The sequence below is a fragment of the uncultured Xylophilus sp. genome (assembly GCA_913776965.1).
In the GTDB taxonomy this organism is placed as follows: Bacteria; Pseudomonadota; Gammaproteobacteria; order Burkholderiales; family Burkholderiaceae_C; genus Xylophilus.
The window spans coordinates 1-19,577 of the sequence record CAJYQL010000009.1; the positions used below are offsets into that span (position 1 = coordinate 1).

The 19,577-nt window shown below is 69.0% G+C and carries 20 protein-coding genes and 1 pseudogene; 4 read left to right on the top strand and 17 right to left on the bottom strand.

The window, feature by feature from the left end:
- Positions 1–194 precede the first annotated feature (194 nt).
- Together QZ500_RS01045 and QZ500_RS01050 are read left to right on the top strand one after the other, a co-directional pair.
- A complete protein-coding gene (locus QZ500_RS01045; protein WP_295849761.1) occupies positions 195–2,081 on the top strand; it encodes an ATP-binding cassette domain-containing protein in 1,887 nt (628 codons plus the stop codon).
- An 85-nt stretch (positions 2,082–2,166) separates the two neighbouring features.
- A complete protein-coding gene (locus QZ500_RS01050) occupies positions 2,167–3,834 on the top strand; it encodes a phospholipase D family protein (RefSeq protein ID WP_295849763.1) in 1,668 nt (555 codons plus the stop codon).
- Between the two features lie 55 nt (positions 3,835–3,889).
- Here the strand turns inward: QZ500_RS01050 and QZ500_RS01055 are convergent, their stop codons facing one another.
- From QZ500_RS01055 to QZ500_RS01085, 7 genes are read right to left on the bottom strand one after another with little or no spacing between them, the layout of a single operon-like run.
- The gene (locus QZ500_RS01055; protein ID WP_295849765.1) at positions 3,890–4,981 is read right to left on the bottom strand and encodes a chemotaxis response regulator protein-glutamate methylesterase; all 1,092 of its coding nucleotides are present in this window, start codon (positions 4,979–4,981) and stop codon (positions 3,890–3,892) included.
- 58 nt (positions 4,982–5,039) lie between these two features.
- A complete protein-coding gene (gene cheD, locus QZ500_RS01060) occupies positions 5,040–5,714 on the bottom strand; it encodes a chemoreceptor glutamine deamidase CheD (protein WP_295849767.1) in 675 nt (224 codons plus the stop codon).
- On the bottom strand, positions 5,701–6,558 hold the full coding sequence (locus QZ500_RS01065) for a CheR family methyltransferase (RefSeq protein ID WP_295849769.1): 858 nt from the start codon (positions 6,556–6,558) through the stop codon (positions 5,701–5,703). Before QZ500_RS01065 ends, cheD begins: the two co-directional genes overlap by 14 nt.
- Positions 6,559–6,577: 19 nt before the next feature.
- Complete coding sequence (locus QZ500_RS01070) at positions 6,578–7,066, bottom strand: chemotaxis protein CheW (protein ID WP_295849771.1); 489 nt, start codon at positions 7,064–7,066, stop codon at positions 6,578–6,580.
- Positions 7,067–7,117: 51 nt separating this feature from the next.
- On the bottom strand, positions 7,118–9,289 hold the full coding sequence (locus tag QZ500_RS01075; RefSeq protein WP_295849772.1) for a chemotaxis protein CheW: 2,172 nt from the start codon (positions 9,287–9,289) through the stop codon (positions 7,118–7,120).
- Positions 9,290–9,337: 48 nt separating this feature from the next.
- On the bottom strand, positions 9,338–9,700 hold the full coding sequence (locus QZ500_RS01080; protein ID WP_295849774.1) for a response regulator: 363 nt from the start codon (positions 9,698–9,700) through the stop codon (positions 9,338–9,340).
- 45 nt (positions 9,701–9,745) lie between these two features.
- Positions 9,746–10,141, bottom strand: a complete 396-nt coding sequence (locus tag QZ500_RS01085) for a hypothetical protein (RefSeq protein WP_295849776.1) — start codon at positions 10,139–10,141, stop codon at positions 9,746–9,748.
- 268 nt (positions 10,142–10,409) lie between these two features.
- On the opposite strand from QZ500_RS01085, the gene QZ500_RS01090 reads away from it, so the two are divergent.
- Together QZ500_RS01090 and QZ500_RS01095 are read left to right on the top strand one after the other, a co-directional pair.
- Complete coding sequence (locus QZ500_RS01090; protein ID WP_295849778.1) at positions 10,410–11,540, top strand: ATP-binding protein; 1,131 nt, start codon at positions 10,410–10,412, stop codon at positions 11,538–11,540.
- Complete coding sequence (locus QZ500_RS01095) at positions 11,537–12,166, top strand: response regulator transcription factor (protein WP_295849780.1); 630 nt, start codon at positions 11,537–11,539, stop codon at positions 12,164–12,166. Before QZ500_RS01090 ends, QZ500_RS01095 begins: the two co-directional genes overlap by 4 nt.
- Positions 12,167–12,227: 61 nt before the next feature.
- On the opposite strand, the gene fliR is transcribed toward QZ500_RS01095, so the two are convergent.
- The 10 genes and pseudogenes from fliR to QZ500_RS01145 all read right to left on the bottom strand — a co-directional run.
- Positions 12,228–12,992, bottom strand: coding sequence for a flagellar biosynthetic protein FliR (fliR, locus tag QZ500_RS01100; protein ID WP_295849781.1), 765 nt, complete (start codon positions 12,990–12,992; stop codon positions 12,228–12,230).
- Between the two features lie 19 nt (positions 12,993–13,011).
- Complete coding sequence (gene fliQ, locus QZ500_RS01105; RefSeq protein WP_295849783.1) at positions 13,012–13,281, bottom strand: flagellar biosynthesis protein FliQ; 270 nt, start codon at positions 13,279–13,281, stop codon at positions 13,012–13,014.
- Between the two features lie 151 nt (positions 13,282–13,432).
- On the bottom strand, positions 13,433–14,146 hold the full coding sequence (fliP, locus tag QZ500_RS01110) for a flagellar type III secretion system pore protein FliP (protein WP_295849797.1): 714 nt from the start codon (positions 14,144–14,146) through the stop codon (positions 13,433–13,435).
- Positions 14,147–14,192: 46 nt separating this feature from the next.
- Complete coding sequence (locus tag QZ500_RS01115) at positions 14,193–14,558, bottom strand: flagellar biosynthetic protein FliO (RefSeq protein ID WP_295849786.1); 366 nt, start codon at positions 14,556–14,558, stop codon at positions 14,193–14,195.
- A complete protein-coding gene (gene fliN, locus QZ500_RS01120; RefSeq protein ID WP_295849788.1) occupies positions 14,555–14,986 on the bottom strand; it encodes a flagellar motor switch protein FliN in 432 nt (143 codons plus the stop codon). Before fliN ends, QZ500_RS01115 begins: the two co-directional genes overlap by 4 nt.
- Positions 14,976–15,980, bottom strand: a complete 1,005-nt coding sequence (gene fliM, locus QZ500_RS01125; protein WP_295849789.1) for a flagellar motor switch protein FliM — start codon at positions 15,978–15,980, stop codon at positions 14,976–14,978. The genes fliN and fliM overlap by 11 nt, the downstream gene beginning before the upstream one ends.
- A gap of 24 nt (positions 15,981–16,004) precedes the next feature.
- A complete protein-coding gene (locus tag QZ500_RS01130) occupies positions 16,005–16,580 on the bottom strand; it encodes a flagellar basal body-associated FliL family protein (protein ID WP_295849791.1) in 576 nt (191 codons plus the stop codon).
- 132 nt (positions 16,581–16,712) lie between these two features.
- Complete coding sequence (locus tag QZ500_RS01135) at positions 16,713–18,317, bottom strand: flagellar hook-length control protein FliK (RefSeq protein WP_295849793.1); 1,605 nt, start codon at positions 18,315–18,317, stop codon at positions 16,713–16,715.
- A 75-nt stretch (positions 18,318–18,392) separates the two neighbouring features.
- Complete coding sequence (locus tag QZ500_RS01140; RefSeq protein WP_295849795.1) at positions 18,393–18,857, bottom strand: flagellar FliJ family protein; 465 nt, start codon at positions 18,855–18,857, stop codon at positions 18,393–18,395.
- A gap of 37 nt (positions 18,858–18,894) precedes the next feature.
- Positions 18,895–19,577: pseudogene (locus QZ500_RS01145) on the bottom strand (flagellum-specific ATP synthase FliI); the annotation flags it as partial.

Sequence of the window (19,577 nt, forward strand, 5' to 3'; positions counted from 1 at the left end):
CGGTTTTTCCACCCATCCAGACAAATCTTTCGACCCGCCTGAAAAAGAATCCCGACACCACCTCATCAACCCCGCCCCGCCAACTGCCACCGGAAAACTCCAGGCCGCTGCAGCGAAGCCCTCGAATTTAGCACAGGTTTTTGCGGCTGGGCGACTGATCCGATCTTTTCCATCGCCGCGCCCGATAATTCGCCATGTCTCTCATCACACTGCTGGACGCCCAGCTGGCCTTTGGCCACGTCCCTCTTCTTGACCACGCGGCATTCTCTTTGGAGAGCGTCGAGCGTGTCGGGCTCATCGGTCGCAACGGGGCGGGGAAGTCTTCCCTCCTCAAGATCCTGGGAGGACTGGAGAAGCCGGACGACGGGACGCTGCAGATGCAACAGGGGATCCGTGTGGCTTATGTCGCGCAGGAGCCGGTGTTGGCCTCGACGGCCACCGTCTTTGAAGCGGCGAGTGCCGGCTTGGGCGAAGTGATCGCGCTGCGCGACCTGTACTTGTCGGGTGACGCCCATGCCGACCTGGATGCACTCCAGACGCAGATCGAGGCCTTCGATGCCTGGAACTGGGAGCAGCGGGTCGAAGAGACGCTGGACCGCCTGCATCTCGACGGATCGGCGATCGTCGGCAGTCTCTCGGGCGGCACGCGCAAGCGGGTCGCGCTGGCGCAGGCGCTGGTCGCCAAGCCGGATGTGCTGCTGCTCGACGAACCGACCAACCACCTCGACCTGGATTCGATCGAGTGGCTCGAGAACCTGCTGGTCGACTTCAAGGGCAGCATCGTGACGATCACGCACGACCGGTCCTTCCTCGACGTCGTGGCGACGCGCATCGTCGAGCTGGACCGCGGGCAACTGCGGTCCTATCCTGGCAACTTCGCGCAGTACCTGCTTCAAAAGGAGGAGCAGCTCGCCCAGGAGGCGGTGATCAACGCGAAGGCCGACAAACTGCTGGCGCAGGAAGAAGTCTGGATCCGCAAAGGGGTCGAGGCGCGCCGGACCCGCAGCCAGAGCCGGGTCGGCCGGCTGGAACGCCTGCGCAGTGCGCGGGCTTCGCGGCGCGAGGCGCTCGGCAGCGTGAAGATGGATGTGGCCTCGGGCCTGCCGTCCGGCAAGATCGTGGCCGAGCTGACCGATGTGGCCAAGTCCTACGGGGACCGTCCGATCGTGCGGGGCTTCACCAGCACCATCCTGCGCGGCGACAAGGTCGGCCTGATCGGCCCGAACGGCGCCGGCAAGACGACGCTGCTGAAACTGATCCTCGGCGAACTGGCCCCGGATGCCGGCAAAGTGCGCCAGGGCGCGAACCTGCAGGTGGCGTACTTCGACCAGATGCGCCAAGCGCTCGACCTGGATGCAACGCTCGAGGATTTCATCAGCCCCGGCAGCGAATGGATCGAGATCGGCAGCCAGCGCAAGCATGTGAAGAGCTACCTGGGCGACTTTTTGTTCTCGCCGGCACGTGCCGCATCGCCGGTGCGCTCGCTGTCCGGCGGCGAGCGAAACCGGCTGCTGCTGGCCCGCCTGTTTGCCCGGCCGACCAATGTGCTGGTGCTCGACGAACCGACGAACGACCTCGACATCGACACGCTGGAACTGCTGGAAGACCTGCTGCAGAACTACGACGGCACCGTCTTCCTGGTCAGCCACGACCGGACCTTCCTCGACAACGTCGTGACCAGCACGCTGGTGAGCGAAGGCGACGGCCGGTGGCGCGAATACGAAGGCAGCGTGGAAGACTGGCTCACCCAGTCGCGCCGGGCACGCGAGATCGCGTCCCGCAAGCCCGATGCTGCCGCGCCGCCGCCGGCGATGGCGCCGGTCGCGGCCCCGGCAGCGGCGCCTGCGGAACGCCCGGCCGCGCGCAAGAAACTGAGCTACCGCGAACAGCGGGAACTGGACGAGCTGCCGGACCGCATCGCTGCACTGGAACAGGAGCAGGCCGACATCCAGGCGACCCTGGCCGACGGCAGCCTCTACGGCACCGACGCGACCCGGGCCGCGACGCTGGCGAACCGGCTGCTGGAAATCGACGACCTGCTGATGGCGGCACTGGAGCGCTGGACGGAACTGTCGTCCTGAAGCGCGTCTGCCCGAAGCCGCCGTCCGACAGACAGGAGGCCGGGCCGCGGTACGGTGGTTGTGCGCATCTGACGCGCACTTTTACATGCCGCCCACGCCCTCCTCTGTTCTCCGATTCTTCTTTCCGCGTGTGTCCGCCTGGGGACGAACGGCCGGGCTGGCCGTAGCGCTGGCGCTGACCGGCTGCGGCAGTCTGCCGCCCAATACGAGCCGCACCGCATCCCATGCCCTGCCTGCTGCGACGTCGACCCGACTGGCGCAACAAGTCGCGGCGCTGACGCCGCCGGCATCGCGCCAGGAGACGACAGCGCCGGACCAGCGTGCCGGCTTCCGTCTGCTCGGCACGGTTGAGAGCGCGTACGGCAGCCGCCTGGCCCTGATCGATGCGGCCGAGAAAACGCTGGACCTGCAGTACTACAGCATCCATTACGACAGTTCGACCGAAGCACTGATGGAGCACCTGGCGGCGGCGGCAGCGCGGGGCGTGCGGGTCCGGGTGCTGATCGACGACTTCAACGCCGCCGGCGAGAACGCGAAGGTGTTGCGTCTGGATTCGGTGCCGGGCATCGAGGTCCGGCTGTTCAATCCGGTGTCCGGACCGCGGGCGTCGCAGGTGGGCCGGATCGTCGGTTCGCTGTTCGACTTTCAGCGCATCCAGCAGCGCATGCACAACAAGGCCTTCATCGCCGACAACGTGATGGCGGTGACCGGCGGCCGCAACCTCGGCGACGAATACTTCGGTCAGGGCGAGAAAAGCAATTTTCTCGATCTGGACCTGCTGGTGGCCGGGCCGCTGGTGCAGCAGCTGTCGCGCAGCTTCGACACCTACTGGAACCACGAGCTGGCCTATCCCGCGCGCACCCTACTCACGCCCGCCGAACGGGAGCGCCTGCTGCACCCCCGTGCTGCGCCGGTGCCGACCGAGGTTCCGCTGCCGGAAACGCACCCCGCCACCCCGACAGCCGCTGCTCCAGCCGGCGACACGCCGCCGCCGAAACCGGTGCCTGGCGCGGCCGGCATCGCCCGGCAGATCCTGGACGGCCGCCTCCAGCTCACCTGGGCGCCGGCAGTGCTGCTGAGCGACCATCCGTCCAAGATCGACTCCGACGATCCCGACGACCAGGACGAAACGGTCGTCGGCGACCTGATGCGCCTGATCGAGCAGACCCGCAGCGATCTGCTGATCGTGTCGCCGTACTTCGTCCCGGGCGACAAGATGATGGGGGTGTTCGAGTCGCTCCGTGCGCGGGGTGTGCGGGTGCGGGTGCTGACGAATTCGCTCGCGTCCAACGACGCACCGCTCGCGCACGTCGGCTACGCGCGCTACCGGCCTGCCCTGCTGCGCGCCGGGGTCGAGCTGTACGAGCTGCAGTCGCGCGGGGACACCCGGCGGCGCATCCTGGGCTCGACGCCGCAGTCGCGCTCCAGCCTGCATTCCAAGGCGCTGGTGGTGGACGGCCGGCTGCTGGTGGTCGGCTCAATGAACCTCGACTTGCGCTCAGCATTGCAGAACACCGAGGTCGGCATCGTGATCCGCAGCCGCCCGCTGTCGCGCGAGATGACCGAGAACATCGAGGAATCGTTTGCCGACAGCTACCGGCTGGAGCTGCAGGGCGACCGCCTGCGCTGGCACCCGCCGGCCCACGACCGCGAGCGTGCCGGCCAAGTACTGGAACGCGAGCCCGATGCCAGCACCGGGCTCCAACTGATGCTCAAGGTGATCGGTCCGTTCGCGCCGGACGAAATGCTATGAAATTAATAGCTACTTGCGCATATCCCAACTGCGCAAGAGGCCTATTTCCGTCGGATCAGATACGGTGGTGCACCCGGTCCGGCGCATGCAGCCGCGCCATCAGGGCCGGGGCGATCTGGTCGAGCGGCAGCACCTCGTCGGCCGCGCCGTGGGCGATCGCTTCCCGCGGCATGCCGAAGACGATGCAGCTCGCCTCGTCCTGCACATAGTTGTAGCTGCCGGCGTCCTTCATCTCGCGCATCGCGCGGGCGCCGTCGGCGCCCATGCCGGTCAGCATGACGCCGACGGCGTTGCGCCCGGCGACATGGGCGGCCGAGCGGAACAGCACCTCCACCGACGGACGATGGCGGTTGACCGGCTCGCCCTCCTCCACCACCGCGACGTAGTTGGCGCCGCTGCGACCGACGCTGAACTGGCGGCCGCCCGGCGCGATGTAGGCATGGCCCGGCAGGATGCGCTCGCCGTGGACGGCTTCCTTCACCGTGATGCGGCACAACGTGTCGAGCCGCGCGGCGAAACTGGTGGTGAAGCCGGGCGGCATGTGCTGGGTGATCGCGATGCCCGGGCAGTCGGCCGGCAACTGGGTCAGGATGTGGCGGATCGCCTCGGTGCCGCCGGTAGAGGCGCCGATGAAGATCAGCTTCTCGGTCGACACCCGGCCGAGCAGCGTGCCGGACGGGATCGCCGGCGCCGCCGCAGGCGCGTCGCCGGTCCGCGCCGCGGCCGGGGCCGGCGCCCGGCGGATCTGGGCCGACGCGGCGATCCGGATCTTCTCGACGATCTGGGTCGCCAGGTCGTTCAGTCCGCTGGCCACGCCGATGCGGGGTTTGGCGACGAAGTCGGTCGCGCCCAGTTCCAGCGCCCGCAGCGTCACCTCGGCGCCGCGTTCGGTCAGCGTGGAGATCATCACCACCGGCATCGGCCGCAGCCGCATCAGCCGGCCGAGGAAATCGATACCGTCCATGCGGGGCATCTCGACGTCCAGGGTGATCACGTCGGGATTCTTCTCGCGGATCATCTCGCGGGCCACCAGCGGATCGTTGGCGGTGCCGATGCACTCCATGTCCGGCTGGCGGTTGATGATCTCCGCCAGCAGGCTGCGGACCAGGGCCGAGTCGTCGACGACGATGACGCGGATCTTCTTCATGCGAGTCTCTTCTTCTCTGTGCGCGCGAAACATCCGCAGCCGGATGCGCGCGCGGGGCTCAGAACAGGTCCACCGACCCGCCCGAGGTGGTCTGCGCCACCGTCGCCGCATTGCCGCGACGTTCCTGGCTGACCAGCGCCTCCGGATGGGCATGGGCCAGGCGCTTGACCATCGCCTTGCCGTTGACCGGGAAGAAGCAGACCTTGCGGGGATGGATGTCGAGCACGTCTTCCGACAGTATCGGGATGCGTTCGGTGCGCAGGTAGTCCTTGACGAACTGCGTGTTGCGCTCGCCGACGTTCATCGTGGTGAAGCCGGCCATCACCTGCGCGCCGCCGAAGATCTTGGCCTGCAGGCTCTCGCGCCGGGCGCCGGCCTTCATCATCTCGTTGATCAGCAGTTCCATCGCGTAGGAGCCGTAGCGGCCCGAGGCGTCGGAGCTGTCGCTGTCGGGCAGCATGAAGTGGTTCATGCCGCCGATGCCGGCGCGGCTGTCCCACAGGCAGGCAGCGATGCAGGAGCCGAGGACCGTCATGATGACCAGTTCCTCGTTCGAGACGAAGTACTCGCCCGGCAGCACCTTCACCGCGTTGTACTGGAAGTGGTGGTCGAAGTAGAAGAACGAGGCCTCGCTGCTCTTGCGCGGCTGGGCCTTCAGCGCTTCGAGCGAGGACCCGCGTGCGCGCGGCGGTGCCGCCGGCGCGCGGGCGGCCAGGGTGTCAGCGACGCTCATAGACCGTCTTTCCCTTGAGTGTGAACAGGTCGCGTGACTCGCTGAAGTTCTCGGCATGGCCGACGAACAGCAGGCCGCCGGGCTTCATCACCCGATGGATGCGCTCGAGCACGCGGCGCTGGGTGGGAGCATCGAAATAGATCATCACGTTGCGGCAGAAAACGGCGTCGAACGGCTCGCGGAAGGGCCAGTCGTCGCGGATCAGGTTGACGCTGAGGAAATCGATCGGCTTGCGCAGTTCCGGCTTGGCCCGCAGCAACCCGGCGTTGCTCTGCTTGCCGCGCAGGAAAAAGCGCTGCAGGCGCGCGGGCGTCAGGCCCTTCAGGCCGTCGAGCCGGTAGATGCCCTGTGCGGCATGCGCCAGCACCTTGGAGTCGATGTCGCTGGCCGAGAGCTTGAACTGCGCGTGAGGCTGCAGCGTCTCCAGCGCGGTCATGACGATCGAGTACGGCTCCTCGCCGGTCGAGGCGGCGCTGCACCAGACGCTCCACGGCCCCGCCGGCCGGGTGGCGAGCAGCTGCGCGAATACTTCGAAGTGGTGCTGCTCGCGGAAGAACGAGGTCAGGTTGGTGGTCAGGGCGTTGATGAACTCCTGCCACTCCGCGCCGTCGTGCGACTCCAGCCAGCCGAGGTAGTCGTGGAAGCTGTCGTAACCGGTCTCGCGCAGCCGGCGCGACAGCCGGCTATAGACCATCGCATGTTTGCCCTCGTGCAGGTTGATGCCTGCGCGCTGGTAGATCAGCGCTCGGACCCGGGCGAAGTCGCGGTCGGTCCAGACGAATTCGCGGCCCTGCATGCCCGGCTCCGGCGGCGCGGCCAGAGGGGTGTCGCGCACGGCAGACATGGGCGACGGATGCTCCGGATCAGGCGGTCGCCGGGACCAGGCCCATGTCCACGCTGGACATCAGCTTCTCGATGTCCAGCAAGATCAGCATGCGTTCGCCGACCGAGCCCAGCCCCAGAATGCAGCCGTTGTCCACCACGCTCTCGATGTCCGGCGCCGCCTTGATGTGGTCCGGCGAGAGTTCGAGCACGTCGCTCACCGAATCGACCACGATGCCGACCACGCGGTTGCGCAGGTTCAGGATGATGACGACGGTGAAGCTGTTGTAGTCGGCATTGGCGCAGTTGAACTTCAGCCGCATGTCCACGATCGGGACGATCGTGCCGCGCAGGTTGACCACGCCCTTGATGAATTCGGGCGCATTGGCGATGCGGGTCGGCGGCTCGTAGCCGCGGATCTCCTGCACCTTCAGGATGTCGATGCCGTATTCCTCCTGGTCGAGCCGGAAGGTGAGGTACTCGCGGGTGCCGGTCTTGGCGCCGTCGCCGATCTTGTCCATGACGCCCATGTGCGTGCTCCTTGCGATGAAAGTTGTGCGGTTGTTCTTGTAGGGACGGAATCAGTGGCGCGCCCTGCGCACCAGCCCGCCGGTGTCGAGGATCAGCGCGACCTTGCCGTCGCCGAGGATCGTCGCGCCGGAGATGTTCGGCACCTTGCGGTAGTTGGACTCCAGGTTCTTCACCACCACCTGGTGCTGGCCGAGCAGTTCATCGACCTGCAGCGACACGCGGCTGCCGTCGGACTCCACCACCACCATGATGTTGCCGTCCCGGTCGTGGCCGGCGCGCGGCACCTGGAACACCTTGTCGAGCGAGACGACCGGCATGTAGTCCTCGCGCACCTTGACCAGCTGCGAGCCCTGGGCGATCGTGTTGAGCGCCGCCGGCTCGACCTGGAAGGATTCCACCACCGACGACAGCGGCAGGATGTAGACCTCGTCGGCGACGCGCACCGACATGCCGTCCATGATGGCCAGCGTCAGCGGCAGCCGCACCGACACCTTCATGCCGTAGCCCTCGGCGGAGTCGATCTCCACCGAGCCGCCGAGCGAATTGATGTTGCGCTTGACCACGTCCATGCCCACGCCGCGGCCGGAGACGTCGGTCACGGTGTCGGCGGTGGAGAAGCCCGGCGCGAAGATCAGGCCCCAGACGTCGGCGTCGGACATCTGGTCGGACACCGGGATGCCGCGCTCGCGCGCCTTCGACAGGATCTTGTCGCGGTTGAGGCCGCGGCCGTCGTCGCGCACCTCGATGACGATCGAGCCGCCCTGGTGGGATGCCGACAGCGTGATCGTGCCGTGCTCCGACTTGCCGGCCGCCAGGCGCGCCGCCGGCGGCTCGATGCCGTGGTCGCAGCTGTTGCGCACCAGATGGGTCAGCGGATCGGTGATCTTCTCGACGAGGCTCTTGTCCAGTTCGGTCGCCTCGCCCTGGGTGACCAGCTCGACCTTCTTGTCGAGCCGGGCCGCCAGGTCGCGCAGCATCCGCGGAAAGCGGCTGAACACCGTCTGCATCGGGATCATGCGGATCGACATGACCGATTCCTGCAGATCGCGGGTGTTGCGGTCGAGGTCGGCCAGGCCGCTCATCAGCTGCTGGTACATCGCCGGGTCGAGCCCCTGGCTGTTCTGCGCCAGCATCGCCTGGGTGATGACGAGCTCACCGACCAGGTTGATCAGCTGGTCGACCTTGCTGACCGCCACGCGGATGGTGGTGGCCTCGAGCTGGTTCTGGCTGCTGGACTTCGCGCCTGCGGCACGGGACGGCGCGGCGTCGGCGGCCGGTGCCGCGGTGCCCTCGCCGGCCGGCACGCCCGGTGCTCCCTCGAACAGGCCGAAGGAGGCGACCGGCGAGCCCGGCGCGTCGTGGAAGAAGCCGAACGGACGCTTGGCGGCTGCGGCTTCCTCGATCAGATCGGGATCGGTCTCGGCGGCGGCGTCCGCTGCAGGCGCCGCGGACGGTGCAGGCGCCGGAGCGGCATCGGCAGCGGCCGCACCGCGGGGTACGATGCGGACCTGTTCCTTCGCGACATGGAAGACGAACAGATCGAGCAGGTCGTCGTCCGATGAGGTGGTCGTCACGGCGAAGACGCGGGTGTCGTCGCGGTCGCTCGGCAGCGGCTCGATGGTGCCCAGGCCGGGAATGTCCCGGAACAGTTCACGTAGCGCCTCGGCCTGGTCGGGCCGCTCCAGCGGTCCGATGCGGATCTCGAGTTCGCGCACGCCACCCGGCGCCGCGGCGGCCGGTGCGGGTGCGGCGACCGGGGCCGGCGGCGGGGGGGGAGGCGGTGGCGGTGGAGGCGCCGGCACTTGGCCGGCGGCCAGCGCGGCGATGCGCCGTACCAGGTCGTTGGTGTCGAGCGCCTCGCCCTCGCCGCCCGCCTGGTGGCGGGCCAGCAGGCTGCGCGAGGCGTCGGCCGATTCGAGCAGCACGTCCACCATCGCGGGCGCGGGCTGGAGTTCGTGGCGGCGCAGCTTGTCGAGCAGCGACTCCATCTGGTGGGTCAGCTCGGCGACGTCGGCGAAGCCGAAGGTGGCCGCGCCGCCCTTGATCGAGTGGGCGCAGCGGAAGATCGCGTTCAGCTCCTCGTCGTCGGCCTGGCTCAGGTCGAGTTCGAGCAGGATCTTCTCCATCTGGTCGAGGTTCTCGCCCGCTTCCTCGAAGAAGATTTCGTAGAACTGGCTGAGGTCGAAGTCCGCGCCTCCGCCGCCGTTGTCGTGTTCAGCCATGGGTCGCTCCCCTGCTCGCCGCCGTGTCCTTGAGGGTCGGGTGCCGCATCAGCGGATCACCTTCTGGATCACTTCGATCAGCCGGTTCGGGTCGAACGGCTTGACCAGCCAGCCGGTGGCGCCGGCGGCGCGGCCGGCCTGCTTCATCTGGTCGCTGGATTCGGTGGTGAGGATCAGGATCGGCGTGGTCTTGAACTTCGGCGTCTCGCGCAGCATGCGGGTCAGGCCGATGCCGTCCAGGCGCGGCATGTTCTGGTCGGCCAGCACCAGGTCGATCTTCTCGGTCTGCGCCTTCTCGTAGGCGTCCTGGCCGTCCACCGCCTCCACCACGTGGTAGCCGGCACCGGTGAGGGTGAACGACACCATCTTGCGCATGGAAGGGGAATCGTCAACAGCAAGGATCGACAGCATTGAAAGCTCCAGCTAACGTTTTTCGAAAAAGGGTTCGCGACGGGGTCAGAACAGCTCGACGGAACCGGCGTCCATCTCGCTCTGCGTGACCGGGTTGGGGCGTTCGGGTTGGATCTCGGCGAAGGGCGTGGCTTCCTCGCCCTCCTCCTGGCCCATGGATTCGGCGGCGAGCCGGAAGGCGCAGCCCTGCAGCACCCGGGTGGTGTGGGCGATCAGCTGGGAGGCCATGTCCTGGAACTGCAGTTCGGTGACCGCCAGCCGCAGCGACGACAGCGCATCGGCGACCGGGCCGCCCTGCTCCTGGGCCGGCACCGCGAGCTGCGCGTTGGCCGTGCCGAAGCGCGACATGAGGTTGTCGGTCGCATGGGCGAGCAGACCCTCCAGCCGCTGCAGGTCGTGCATGACGACGAGCAGGGAGTCCTGCACTTCGGCGACGACCATGAGCGGAAGCTGGACCGCGGGTCCGCTGCTGTCGTGTGCATGTGCTGATGGCATCGTGTGTCGTCCCCTGCGTGGCCTGTGGTGCGCAATTCGCAATTGCTGTGCCAGTGTGCCGGTATTCTGTCGGAGCCACATGGCATTTCGTCTACATATCGGCACAAAATCTGCAGGATTAACACATATCTGCAACAGGCCCGACCGATCGGGATTCCCCTACGGACCGCCCCGCCGGCCTTTGCCGGTAAGCGACAACTATCATACGAGCCGCATGCCCGACGCTTCCGACGCATCCCCGCCTGCGGCTGCCGCACCGCTGCGCATCCTCCACCTCGAGGATTCGCCGGCCGACCATGCCCTGGTGCGGCTGGCACTGAAGCAGGCCGGAGTGGCGGCGCAGATGCAGCGGGTCGAGAGCCTCGAGGCGCTGCGCGACGGCCTGACGGCCGGCGGCTTCGACGTGGTGCTCGCGGACTACCGGCTGCCCGGCTTTACCGCGCTCGACGCCTGGGAAGCCTGCCGCCGGCTGCCGGGCGTGCCGCCCTTCGTGCTGCTGTCGGGTGCGATCGGCGAGGCGGCGGCGGTCGAGGCGATCCGCAGCGGCATCAACGACTACCTGCTCAAGGACGACATGGCGAAGCTGCCGCACGTGATCGGCCGGGCGATCGAGGTGCGGCAGGCACAGCACGAGCGCAAGCGCGCCGCGCGCGAACTGGCCGCCTCCGAGCGGCGGCTGGCCGAGCTGGCCGAGCACCTGCAGGTCAGCATCGAGGAAGAGCGCGCGGCGATCGCACGGGAGATCCACGACGACATCGGCGGCGCCCTGACCGCGGTGAAGTTCGACCTCGCCTGGATCGGCCGCCATGCCGACGATCCCGAGATGCAGGGCCATGCCCAGGCCGCGACCGAGATGCTGCGCCATGCGATCGGCGCGAGCCAGCGGATCATGATGAACCTGCGGCCGCCGATCCTGGACCAGGGGCTGACCGCGGCGATCCAGTGGCTGGTGGAGAATTTCGAGCGCCGCACCGGCACCCCGGTGCATCTGCATGCACCGCTCGGGCGCCTGGCGCTCACGCCCGAGGTGGAGCTAGTCGCCTTCCGCACCACGCAGGAAGCCCTGACCAACATCACCAAGTACGCCCGCTGTACCGAAGTGACGATCGACCTGTCGGGCACCGGCGGCCTGCTGACGCTGGAGATCGCCGACAACGGCCGCGGCCTGCCGCCCGATGCGCGCGACAAGCCGCAGGCCTTCGGGCTGCGCGGCCTGCAGGCGCGCGCCCAGACCGTCGGCGGCTGGCTCGACATCAGCGTGCCGCCGGGCGGCGGCACCTCGATCGTGCTGTCGATCCCCCTGGAGCCGCCGGCCGAGCCCGGCGCGGAAAGCGAGGCCCCATGATCAAGGTGATGCTGTGCGACGACCATGCGGTGGTGCGCCGCGGCATCCGCGACACGCTCTGCGACGCGGTGGACATCACCGTGACCGCGGAGGTCGGCGGCTACAGCGAATTGCGCGAGGCGCTGCGCCACCACGCATGCGAGGTGCTGCTGCTGGACCTGAACATGCCCGGCCGCGGTGGGCTGGAGGTGCTGGCGAGCCTGAAGGAGACGGCGTCCGAGATCCGGGTGCTGGTGGTCTCGATGTACCCCGAGGACCAGTACGCGATCCGCTGCCTGCGTGCCGGCGCCTACGGCTATGTGAACAAGGCGGGCGACCCGGAAGAACTGGTGACCGCGGTGCGCACCGTGGCCCAGGGCCGCAAGTACCTGACGCCCGAGGTGGCGCAGATGCTGGCCGAGAGCGTGTCCCGCCCGGTGCTGGAGCAGCCGCATGCCGCGCTGTCCGAGCGCGAGCTGCAGACGCTGCTGAAGATCGCCTCTGGCCGCCGGCTGTCGGACATCGCCGAGGAATTGATGCTCAGCCCGAAGACGGTGAGCGTCTACCGCGCGCGGGTGCTGGAAAAGCTCGGCCTGACCAACAACGCCGAACTGACGGTCTACGCGATCCGCAACGGGCTGGTTTGAGATGGAAATGGGGCTCCAGCGCCCGCCCCACCTGCGCCAAAAGCTATCGATTCGATAGCAGTCAACCGCCGAACAGGTCCAGCACCTTCTGCATCAGCGCGAGCACCGGCCGGTCGAGCATCGGCAGGATCGCGGCGATGCCGGCCATGCCGACGGTGAGCGTCACCGGAAAGCCTACCGCGTAGATGTTCATCTGCGGCGCGACCCGCGAGATGATGCCCATCGTCAGGTTGACGAACAGCATCAGCCCGATCATCGGCAGCGCGATCCAGAGGGCGCTGGAAAAAATCTCGGCGCCGAGCAGATGCAGCTTGGTCGTCGCGAACACCTGCAGCACGTTGCCGTCGGCCGGAAACGCCGAGAAGCTGCGCACCACCGCCATCAGCAGCATCAGGTGGCCGTTGATCACCACGAACAGCAGCATGCTCATGTGGCCGAGGAAGCGGGACACGGCGCTGACCTGCCCGCCGGAGGAAGGATCGAAGAAAGCTGCGAAGTTCAGGCCCATCTGCAGGCCGATCAGTTCGCCGGCCAGCTCGACCGCGCTGAACACCAGCCGCACCGCGAAGCCGATCGCGATGCCCACGCCCACCTGCTGCACCACCGCGCCGAACGCACCCGGGGTATCGACACCGATCACCGGCTGGCCCTGCAGGCTCGGCTGCGCGGCGATGGCGACCAGCAGCGCCAGGCCGATCTTGGCGCGCATCGGGATCGAGCGCAGCGAGAACACCGGCGCCACGCTGAACAGCCCCAGCACCCGCAGGAACGGCCAGAGCACCGGCGACAGCCAGGCGGCGATCTGCGCCTCGGAGATCGAGATCACGACGGCCGTCCGCGTCCGGTCATGCGGCGAGCGTAGGGATCGACTCGATCGTGCGCCGCAGGTAGTCGACCAGCGTGGTCAGCATCCACGGACCGGCGATCGCGAACACCACCACCGCCGCGATCAGCTTGGGCACGAAGGACAGCGTCTGCTCGGTGATCTGGGTGATCGCCTGGATGATGCTGACCACCAGGCCGACGATCATCACGACCGCCAGGATCGGCATCGAGACGGTGAGCATCATCACCAGGGCTTCCTGGCCGGTGGTGAGCACCATTTGCGGGTTCATCGACGAGCACTCCCGAGAATTTTCCGGACCACGGCGCTTTCCCCAGCACACGATGTGCCCGGCTCTGCCGGCCCGCCGGTGCCGCGCCCGGCGACGGGATGGCGCACCAAGGGCCGCGGCAGCGGACCGACAAGCCTGGGGGCGGGCGGCATCACTGCGCGAAACTCGCCGCCAGCGAGCCGATCAGCAGGTTCCAGCCGTCGGCCAGCACGAACAGCATGAGCTTGAACGGCAGCGCCACCAGCACCGGCGACAGCATCATCATGCCGAGCGACATCAGGATGCTGGCGACCACCACGTCGATCACCAGGAAGGGGATGAAGATCATGAAGCCGATCTGGAAGGCCGACTTCAGCTCGCTGGTGACGAAGGCCGGCACCAGCACCCGGAACGGCGCGTTCTCGATCGTCGTGCCCGGCTCCAGCCGCGCCAGCCGCGCGAACAGCGCGTAGTCGGACTGGCGGGTCTGCTTCATCATGAACTGGCGCATCGGCGCCTGGCCGCGGTCGAGCGCCTGCTCGAAGGTGATCTGGTTGGCGGTGTAGGGCTGGTAGGCCTCGGTATAGACCCGGTCGAGGGTCGGGCCCATGACGAAGAAGCTGAGGAACAGCGACAGCCCGATGACGATCTGGTTGGGCGGCGCGGACTGCGTGCCGAGCGCCTGGCGCAGCAGCGACAGCACGATGACGATCCGGGTGAAGGAGGTCATCATCAGCAGCACCGCCGGCAGGAACGACAGCGCGGTGAAGAACAGCAGCGTCTGGATCGGCACCGAGAAGCTGGTGCCGCCGGCGCTGCTGCCGATCAGGAGCGGCAGCTGGCCGTTGGGCGATCCGCCCGCGGCCGTCTGGGCGAAGGCCGGCAGCGCGACGGCCCACAGCAGGGCCGTGCCGCAGGCCGCAGCGTTCGTTCTACGCACGGAAACTCTCCCCGGCGGCGGGCGGTGTGGGCTGTGCCGCCACCTGGGCGGCCGCGGCCGCGAAACCGGGTGCTGGCATGTGGTGCAGCGGCGTGATCTGTTGCGCCGTGACGCCGAGCACCAGCCAGGTCCGCGCCTCGGGCGGGCCGACCTCGACCGTCACCACCCGCTGCTGCGGCCCGACCGCGAGCGCGGAGACGACCCGGCCGTCGGCGCCCGGCCGGGGCGCCGGCAGGCCCAGCCCGCGCAGGCCGCCGCGACGCTGCAGCCAGCGAATCGCCCAGGGCACCAGCGCCATCAGGCCGACGAAGACGACGACCGACAGCAGCGCCTGCACCATCGACGAGCTGCCGCTCATCCCTTGCTGACCCGGCGCAGCCGCTCGGACGGCGTGACCACGTCGGTCAGGCGGATACCGAACTTGTCGTTGACCACCACCACCTCGCCCTGCGCGATCAAGTAGCCGTTGACCAGCACGTCCATCGGCTCGCCGGCCAGCGCGTCGAGTTCGACCACCGAGCCCTGCGCCAGCTGCAGGATGTATTTGATCGGCACCTTGACCCGGCCCAGCTCCACCGACAGCGTGACCGGGATGTCGAGCACCCGGTTGATGTCGCCGAGCGCGGCGTCGGTCATCGCCGAGGCGGCGACGTGCGGCGCGCCGCCGAACAGCGGGCCGCCCTGGGCCTCCATCTCCTCGCGGCTGGGCGCGCCCTTGGCTTCTTCCAGGGCTTCGGCCCAGGCCGACATGTCGTCGTCGCCACCCGGAGTGTCTTCAGATGCCATGCTTCTCTCCGATCCAGTTGGTGTCGTTGCCGCGCAGCGATTCCTCGATGCGGATCGCGTACTTGGCGTTGTGGGTGCCGTACTGGCACGAGAACATCGGCACGCCGCCGATGGTGGCCTCGATCCGCGGCATGCGGTCGAGCTCGATGAAGTCGCCCGGCTTCATCGCGAGCAATTGCTCCACGGTGGCCTCGGCGGTCGCCAGCTCGGCCACCATCTCGACCTCGGCGGCCTGGATCTCGCGCGACAGCAGCTTGACCCAGCGGCGGTCCACCTCGATCGAGTCGCCCTGGGTGCTGGAGAACAGCACGTCGCGGATCGGCTCCAGCGTGGCGTAGGGCATGCAGATGTGCACCATGCCGACGATGTCGCCGATCTCCAGCTGGAAGGCGGTCGAGACCACGATCTCGCTCGGCGTGGCGATGTTGGCGAACTGGGGCTGCATTTCCGAGCGCTGGTATTCCAGCTCGATCGGGTAGATGCCCTTCCAGGCCTTCTTGTATTCCTCGCAGATCACGTCCACCAGGCGGTTGATGACCCGCTGCTCGGTCGGCGAAAAGTCGCGGCCCTCGATCCGGGTCTGGAATTTGCCCACACCGCCGTAGAGCGTGTCGATCACGCCGAACACCAGCGCCGGCTCGCAGACGATCAGGCCCGAGCCGCGCAGCGGCCGGATCGCCACGATGTTGAAGTTGGTCGGCACCGCCAGTTCGCGCAGGAAGGCGCTGTAACGCTGCACGCCAACCGTGCCGACCGAGATCTCGGGGTTGCGGCGGATGAAGTTGAACAGGCCGACGCGCAGGTTGCGGGCGAAACGCTCGTTGACGATTTCCATCGTCGGCATCCGGCCGCGGACGATGCGCTCCTGGCTGGAGATGTCGTAGTCGCGGATCGCGCCGGCCTCGACCACCTCCTCGGCGATCTTCTGGCTCTCGCCGGTGACACCCTCGAGCAGGGCATCGACTTCTTCCTGGGAAAGAAAGGCTTCACTCATGTCGGCGGCTCCCGGCGGTCGTCGTCACTGGATGATGAAACTGGAGAAGAACACGCCCTTGACCGGATTGCCGGCCTGGTTCTTGGGCTTGGACTTCTTCTTTTTCTTCTTGGCGTCGGCGGCCTCGTCCTCGTCGTCCTCGGGCGCATAGCCGAACGGCCGCGAGGCCTCGGCGAAGACGTCCTTGGCCAGCTTCTCCTTGCCGTCGCGCTGCAGCAGTTCCTCGGCGGTGCGCTGCGACGCGAGCAGCAGGATGGCGCTGCGGATCGTCGGCATGTGCGCCTTGAGCTGGTCCGACGCCTTGGCATCGGCCACCTGCAGCGTGATGCCGATCTGGGCGAAACGGTCGCCGCCCGGGTCGGCCAGGTTGACCACCATGTTCTCGATCGGCAGGAAGGTCGGCGGCGCGCCGTCGGCCTTGGCGGGCGCGGAATGCGAGGTCTCGGCGGCCTCCTCGTCCTCGTCGTCGCCGTGCGATTTCTTCAGGAAAAACAGCGCACCGCCGCCGGCAGCGGCCAGCAGCACGACCACCGCCAAGACGATGATGATCAGCTTCTTATTGGATTTCGGCTTGGCGGAGGAGGCTTCGGGCGCGGACACGGCAGTGGTTTCCCTAGGAGGACGGCGGGTAGCGCCCATTATTGGCGCGCCCGCCCTGCCCGGTCGTCCGAATAGCCGGAGATTCGCCCCTCAAACGCGCGGCCGGGTGCGGCAACCCGGCGCCCTGCGCGGTCAGACGAACAGGTCGAGCGCGCGGCCGCCGGTGGCGCCGGCCGGGCGGCGCGGCGCCGGCTCCGGGCCGGTCGCGGCCGTGCCGCCGGTCGACGGTCCGCCGCGCCCGATGCCGGCGGTCGCCGTCGCGGCGCGGCTGCCGGAGGTGTCGCCGCGACTGTCCGCAGTCCCGCCGCCGCCCGGCGCGCGGCCGTCGCCCGCCCCGACGGAGACGCCCGACAGCACCAGGCCTTCGCCCTGCAGCAACTGGCGCAGCTCGTCCACCGCGCTGCCGAGCAGCGCCCGGGTATCGGCCTGGTCGGTCTGGAAGGCCACATGGGCTTCGCTGCCCGACAGGGAGATCTTCACGTCCACCGGCGCACCGCCCAGGGTGTCGAGGCTGAGCGAGGCGCTGTGGGTGCGCTGGCCGACCCAGCGGCCGATCTGCGACGCCAGTTGCTCCTCGGGCGTCTGCACCAGCGCGTCGGCCGGCAGACCGGCATCGGCGGCCGCGGGAACGGCGGCCTGCGGCGCGTCGGACGGCGGGGCGGCGCCGAAACCGACGGCCGCGGCGACCGCGGTGCCGTCGGCCGGACGGTCGTTATTGCTGCTGCCGCCGTCGCGGCTGTCGCGCGCATCCGAGGCATTGCCGTTGCCGGCACCGACCGGCAGGTCGGCCGGCAGCAGGGTGCGCACCAGATCGCCGGCTGCGCCGCCCAGGCGGGCATGCAACCCGTCGGCGAGCGCCAGGGTGGAGGTGGCGGCAGGCCCGGTCGCCACCGTGACCGCGGTGAGGGCCGCGCCGCCCAGCACATCGGCCGCGGCCTGGACCGCCGTCGCTGCGGTGCCGGTGCCGGATGCGGCGGCCGCGGCGGCCCGACCGCCCGCCGGCGCATGGCCCATCGCCTGCTGCATGCGCTGGAAGATGGTGCGGTAGCCGGCCATGCCATCGGCGCGGCCGGACTCGGCGCCCGCCGTGGCGGGCACGGCACCGGCGGGCGCTGCCGGGCGGCTGCTGGCGGCATCGGTGGCGAGCGGTGCGACCGCTTCGTGCGGGATAGTCGCCTCCGTGGGCGGCAGAGCGGAGGGCGCAGCACCGGAAGCAGCCGTCGAAGGACCTGCCGGTCCGGTGACGGTAGCACCGGGCAGGCCCGCGTCGCCCGTCGCACCGGCAGCACCCCGCGCGGAAGCGCCCAGCGCACGCCGCAAGGCATCGGTCGGGTCGGTGGATGAAGCGACGCCGGTGGTGTCCGTCTCCGCCACGACTCCGGCGACTGCCATTCCCGCGCCGTCGACCACCGCCGCGCCTGTAGCCACGGGCGTGCCGCCTGCCAGCAGCCCTGCCGCTGCCAGGTCGGCCGCCGTCGGCAGCCCGGAGGCATCGTCCCCTGCCTGCGGCAGGCCAGCGTCGCCGCTGCCTGCGGTCAGGAGGCCGCCGGTCGCAGCCGTGTCGGCACTGGTGTCCTCGTCCGCCCCCAGCGCGCCGAGCAGCGCCGAAAAGCCGCCGGCCGGACCGGCTGGTGCCGCTCCGGTCGCCTTGCCGGCCGCGCCGTGGCGGGCCGACGCGTCGCTGCGGGCCGCGGCACGGTGGGCGGTGGGAGATGCGGTGGTTGTGTCGATCGCCATGTCAGGCCTCCTGGAAAGTCGATACGGTCCTGCGCAGAGCGCGGCCGATGCGGTGCGGGCGGACAGCGGGGGCGCTCATGCGTCGGCCTCCCGTGCGGCAGCGGTCCGGCGCGCCTGGTGGGAGGCGAACTCGTCCACCTCCTTCTGCTCGCGGCGCAGCTGCAGCCGTTCGGCCTCCAGCTGGTGGCGGGCGACCACCTTCTGCAGGCTGCCGAGGCGGAGCTCCGCCGCGCGCAGCGCCTCAATGCGCTGGGCCACCTGCTGGACGTGCTGGCGCATCACGTTGCGCTGCATGTCCATCGCCTGGTAGAGCCGCGCCATGAATTGGTAATGGGTCTGCAGCAGCTCGGGCGAGGCGAGCACCTGCGACTGCTGGGTCCAGCGGCCGTCGGTTTCGCCGGCGTAGCTCTCGAGCTGGTCCAGCTGGTGCTGCGCCGCCGCTTCGCCGGCGCGGGCGCGGGCCAGGTCGGTGGCGGCGGCATCGCGCCGGCGCTGCGCCAGCTCGATCGCGACCCGCAGGCCGCCGTTCACCGCGGCCATGCGGCACCTCCGGCGGCGACGGGCGAGGCGGCCCGGCTCATGCGTAGGCTCCGCCGCCGCCCGGGCTCTCGACCACGCCGGCCATCTGTTCCTGGCTGTGCTGCATCGGCGAAGCCTCGTGCATGCCCTGCTGCAGAAAGGCCTGCATCGCCGGCTGCAGCATGATCGATTCGTCGAGCGCCGGGTCGGAACCGGGCACGTAGGCGCCGACCTGGATCAGGTCCTTGCCCTTCTGGTAGCGCGAATACACCGCCCGGAAGCGCCGCGCCGTCTCGAAGTGCGCCCGCGAGGCGACGTTGTGCATGACCCGCGAGGCCGACTGCTCGATGTCGATCGCCGGATAGTGGCCCGACTCGGCCAGCGCCCGCGACAGCACGATGTGGCCGTCGAGGATGGCCCGCGCCGCATCGGCGATCGGGTCCTGCTGGTCGTCGCCTTCCGACAGCACGGTATAGAACGCGGTGATCGAGCCGACGCCGTGCAACCCGTTGCCGCTGCGCTCGACCAGCGCCGGCAGCTTGGCGAAGCAGCTCGGCGGATAGCCCTTGGTGGCCGGCGGCTCGCCGATGGCGAGCGCGATCTCGCGCTGCGCCATCGCATAGCGGGTCAGCGAATCCATCAGCAGCAGCACGTGCTGGCCCTTGTCGCGGAAATATTCGGCGACCGCGGTGGCATAGGCCGCGCCCTGCATGCGCAGCAGCGGCGGCGCATCGGCCGGCG

Bases quoted from the DNA above. Each gene is read 5' to 3' on its own strand.
- QZ500_RS01045 (WP_295849761.1), top strand. From the start codon at position 195: ATGTCTCTCATCACACTGCTGGACGCCCAGCTGGCCTTTGGCCACGTC.
- QZ500_RS01050 (WP_295849763.1), top strand. From the start codon at position 2,167: ATGCCGCCCACGCCCTCCTCTGTTCTCCGATTCTTCTTTCCGCGTGTG.
- QZ500_RS01055 (WP_295849765.1), bottom strand. From the start codon at position 4,981: ATGAAGAAGATCCGCGTCATCGTCGTCGACGACTCGGCCCTGGTCCGC.
- cheD (WP_295849767.1), bottom strand. From the start codon at position 5,714: ATGAGCGTCGCTGACACCCTGGCCGCCCGCGCGCCGGCGGCACCGCCG.
- QZ500_RS01065 (WP_295849769.1), bottom strand. From the start codon at position 6,558: ATGTCTGCCGTGCGCGACACCCCTCTGGCCGCGCCGCCGGAGCCGGGC.
- QZ500_RS01070 (WP_295849771.1), bottom strand. From the start codon at position 7,066: ATGGGCGTCATGGACAAGATCGGCGACGGCGCCAAGACCGGCACCCGC.
- QZ500_RS01075 (WP_295849772.1), bottom strand. From the start codon at position 9,289: ATGGCTGAACACGACAACGGCGGCGGAGGCGCGGACTTCGACCTCAGC.
- QZ500_RS01080 (WP_295849774.1), bottom strand. From the start codon at position 9,700: ATGCTGTCGATCCTTGCTGTTGACGATTCCCCTTCCATGCGCAAGATG.
- QZ500_RS01085 (WP_295849776.1), bottom strand. From the start codon at position 10,141: ATGGTCGTCGCCGAAGTGCAGGACTCCCTGCTCGTCGTCATGCACGAC.
- QZ500_RS01090 (WP_295849778.1), top strand. From the start codon at position 10,410: ATGCCCGACGCTTCCGACGCATCCCCGCCTGCGGCTGCCGCACCGCTG.
- QZ500_RS01095 (WP_295849780.1), top strand. From the start codon at position 11,537: ATGATCAAGGTGATGCTGTGCGACGACCATGCGGTGGTGCGCCGCGGC.
- fliQ (WP_295849783.1), bottom strand. From the start codon at position 13,281: ATGAACCCGCAAATGGTGCTCACCACCGGCCAGGAAGCCCTGGTGATG.
- QZ500_RS01115 (WP_295849786.1), bottom strand. From the start codon at position 14,558: ATGAGCGGCAGCTCGTCGATGGTGCAGGCGCTGCTGTCGGTCGTCGTC.
- fliN (WP_295849788.1), bottom strand. From the start codon at position 14,986: ATGGCATCTGAAGACACTCCGGGTGGCGACGACGACATGTCGGCCTGG.
- fliM (WP_295849789.1), bottom strand. From the start codon at position 15,980: ATGAGTGAAGCCTTTCTTTCCCAGGAAGAAGTCGATGCCCTGCTCGAG.
- QZ500_RS01135 (WP_295849793.1), bottom strand. From the start codon at position 18,317: ATGGCGATCGACACAACCACCGCATCTCCCACCGCCCACCGTGCCGCG.
- QZ500_RS01140 (WP_295849795.1), bottom strand. From the start codon at position 18,857: ATGGCCGCGGTGAACGGCGGCCTGCGGGTCGCGATCGAGCTGGCGCAG.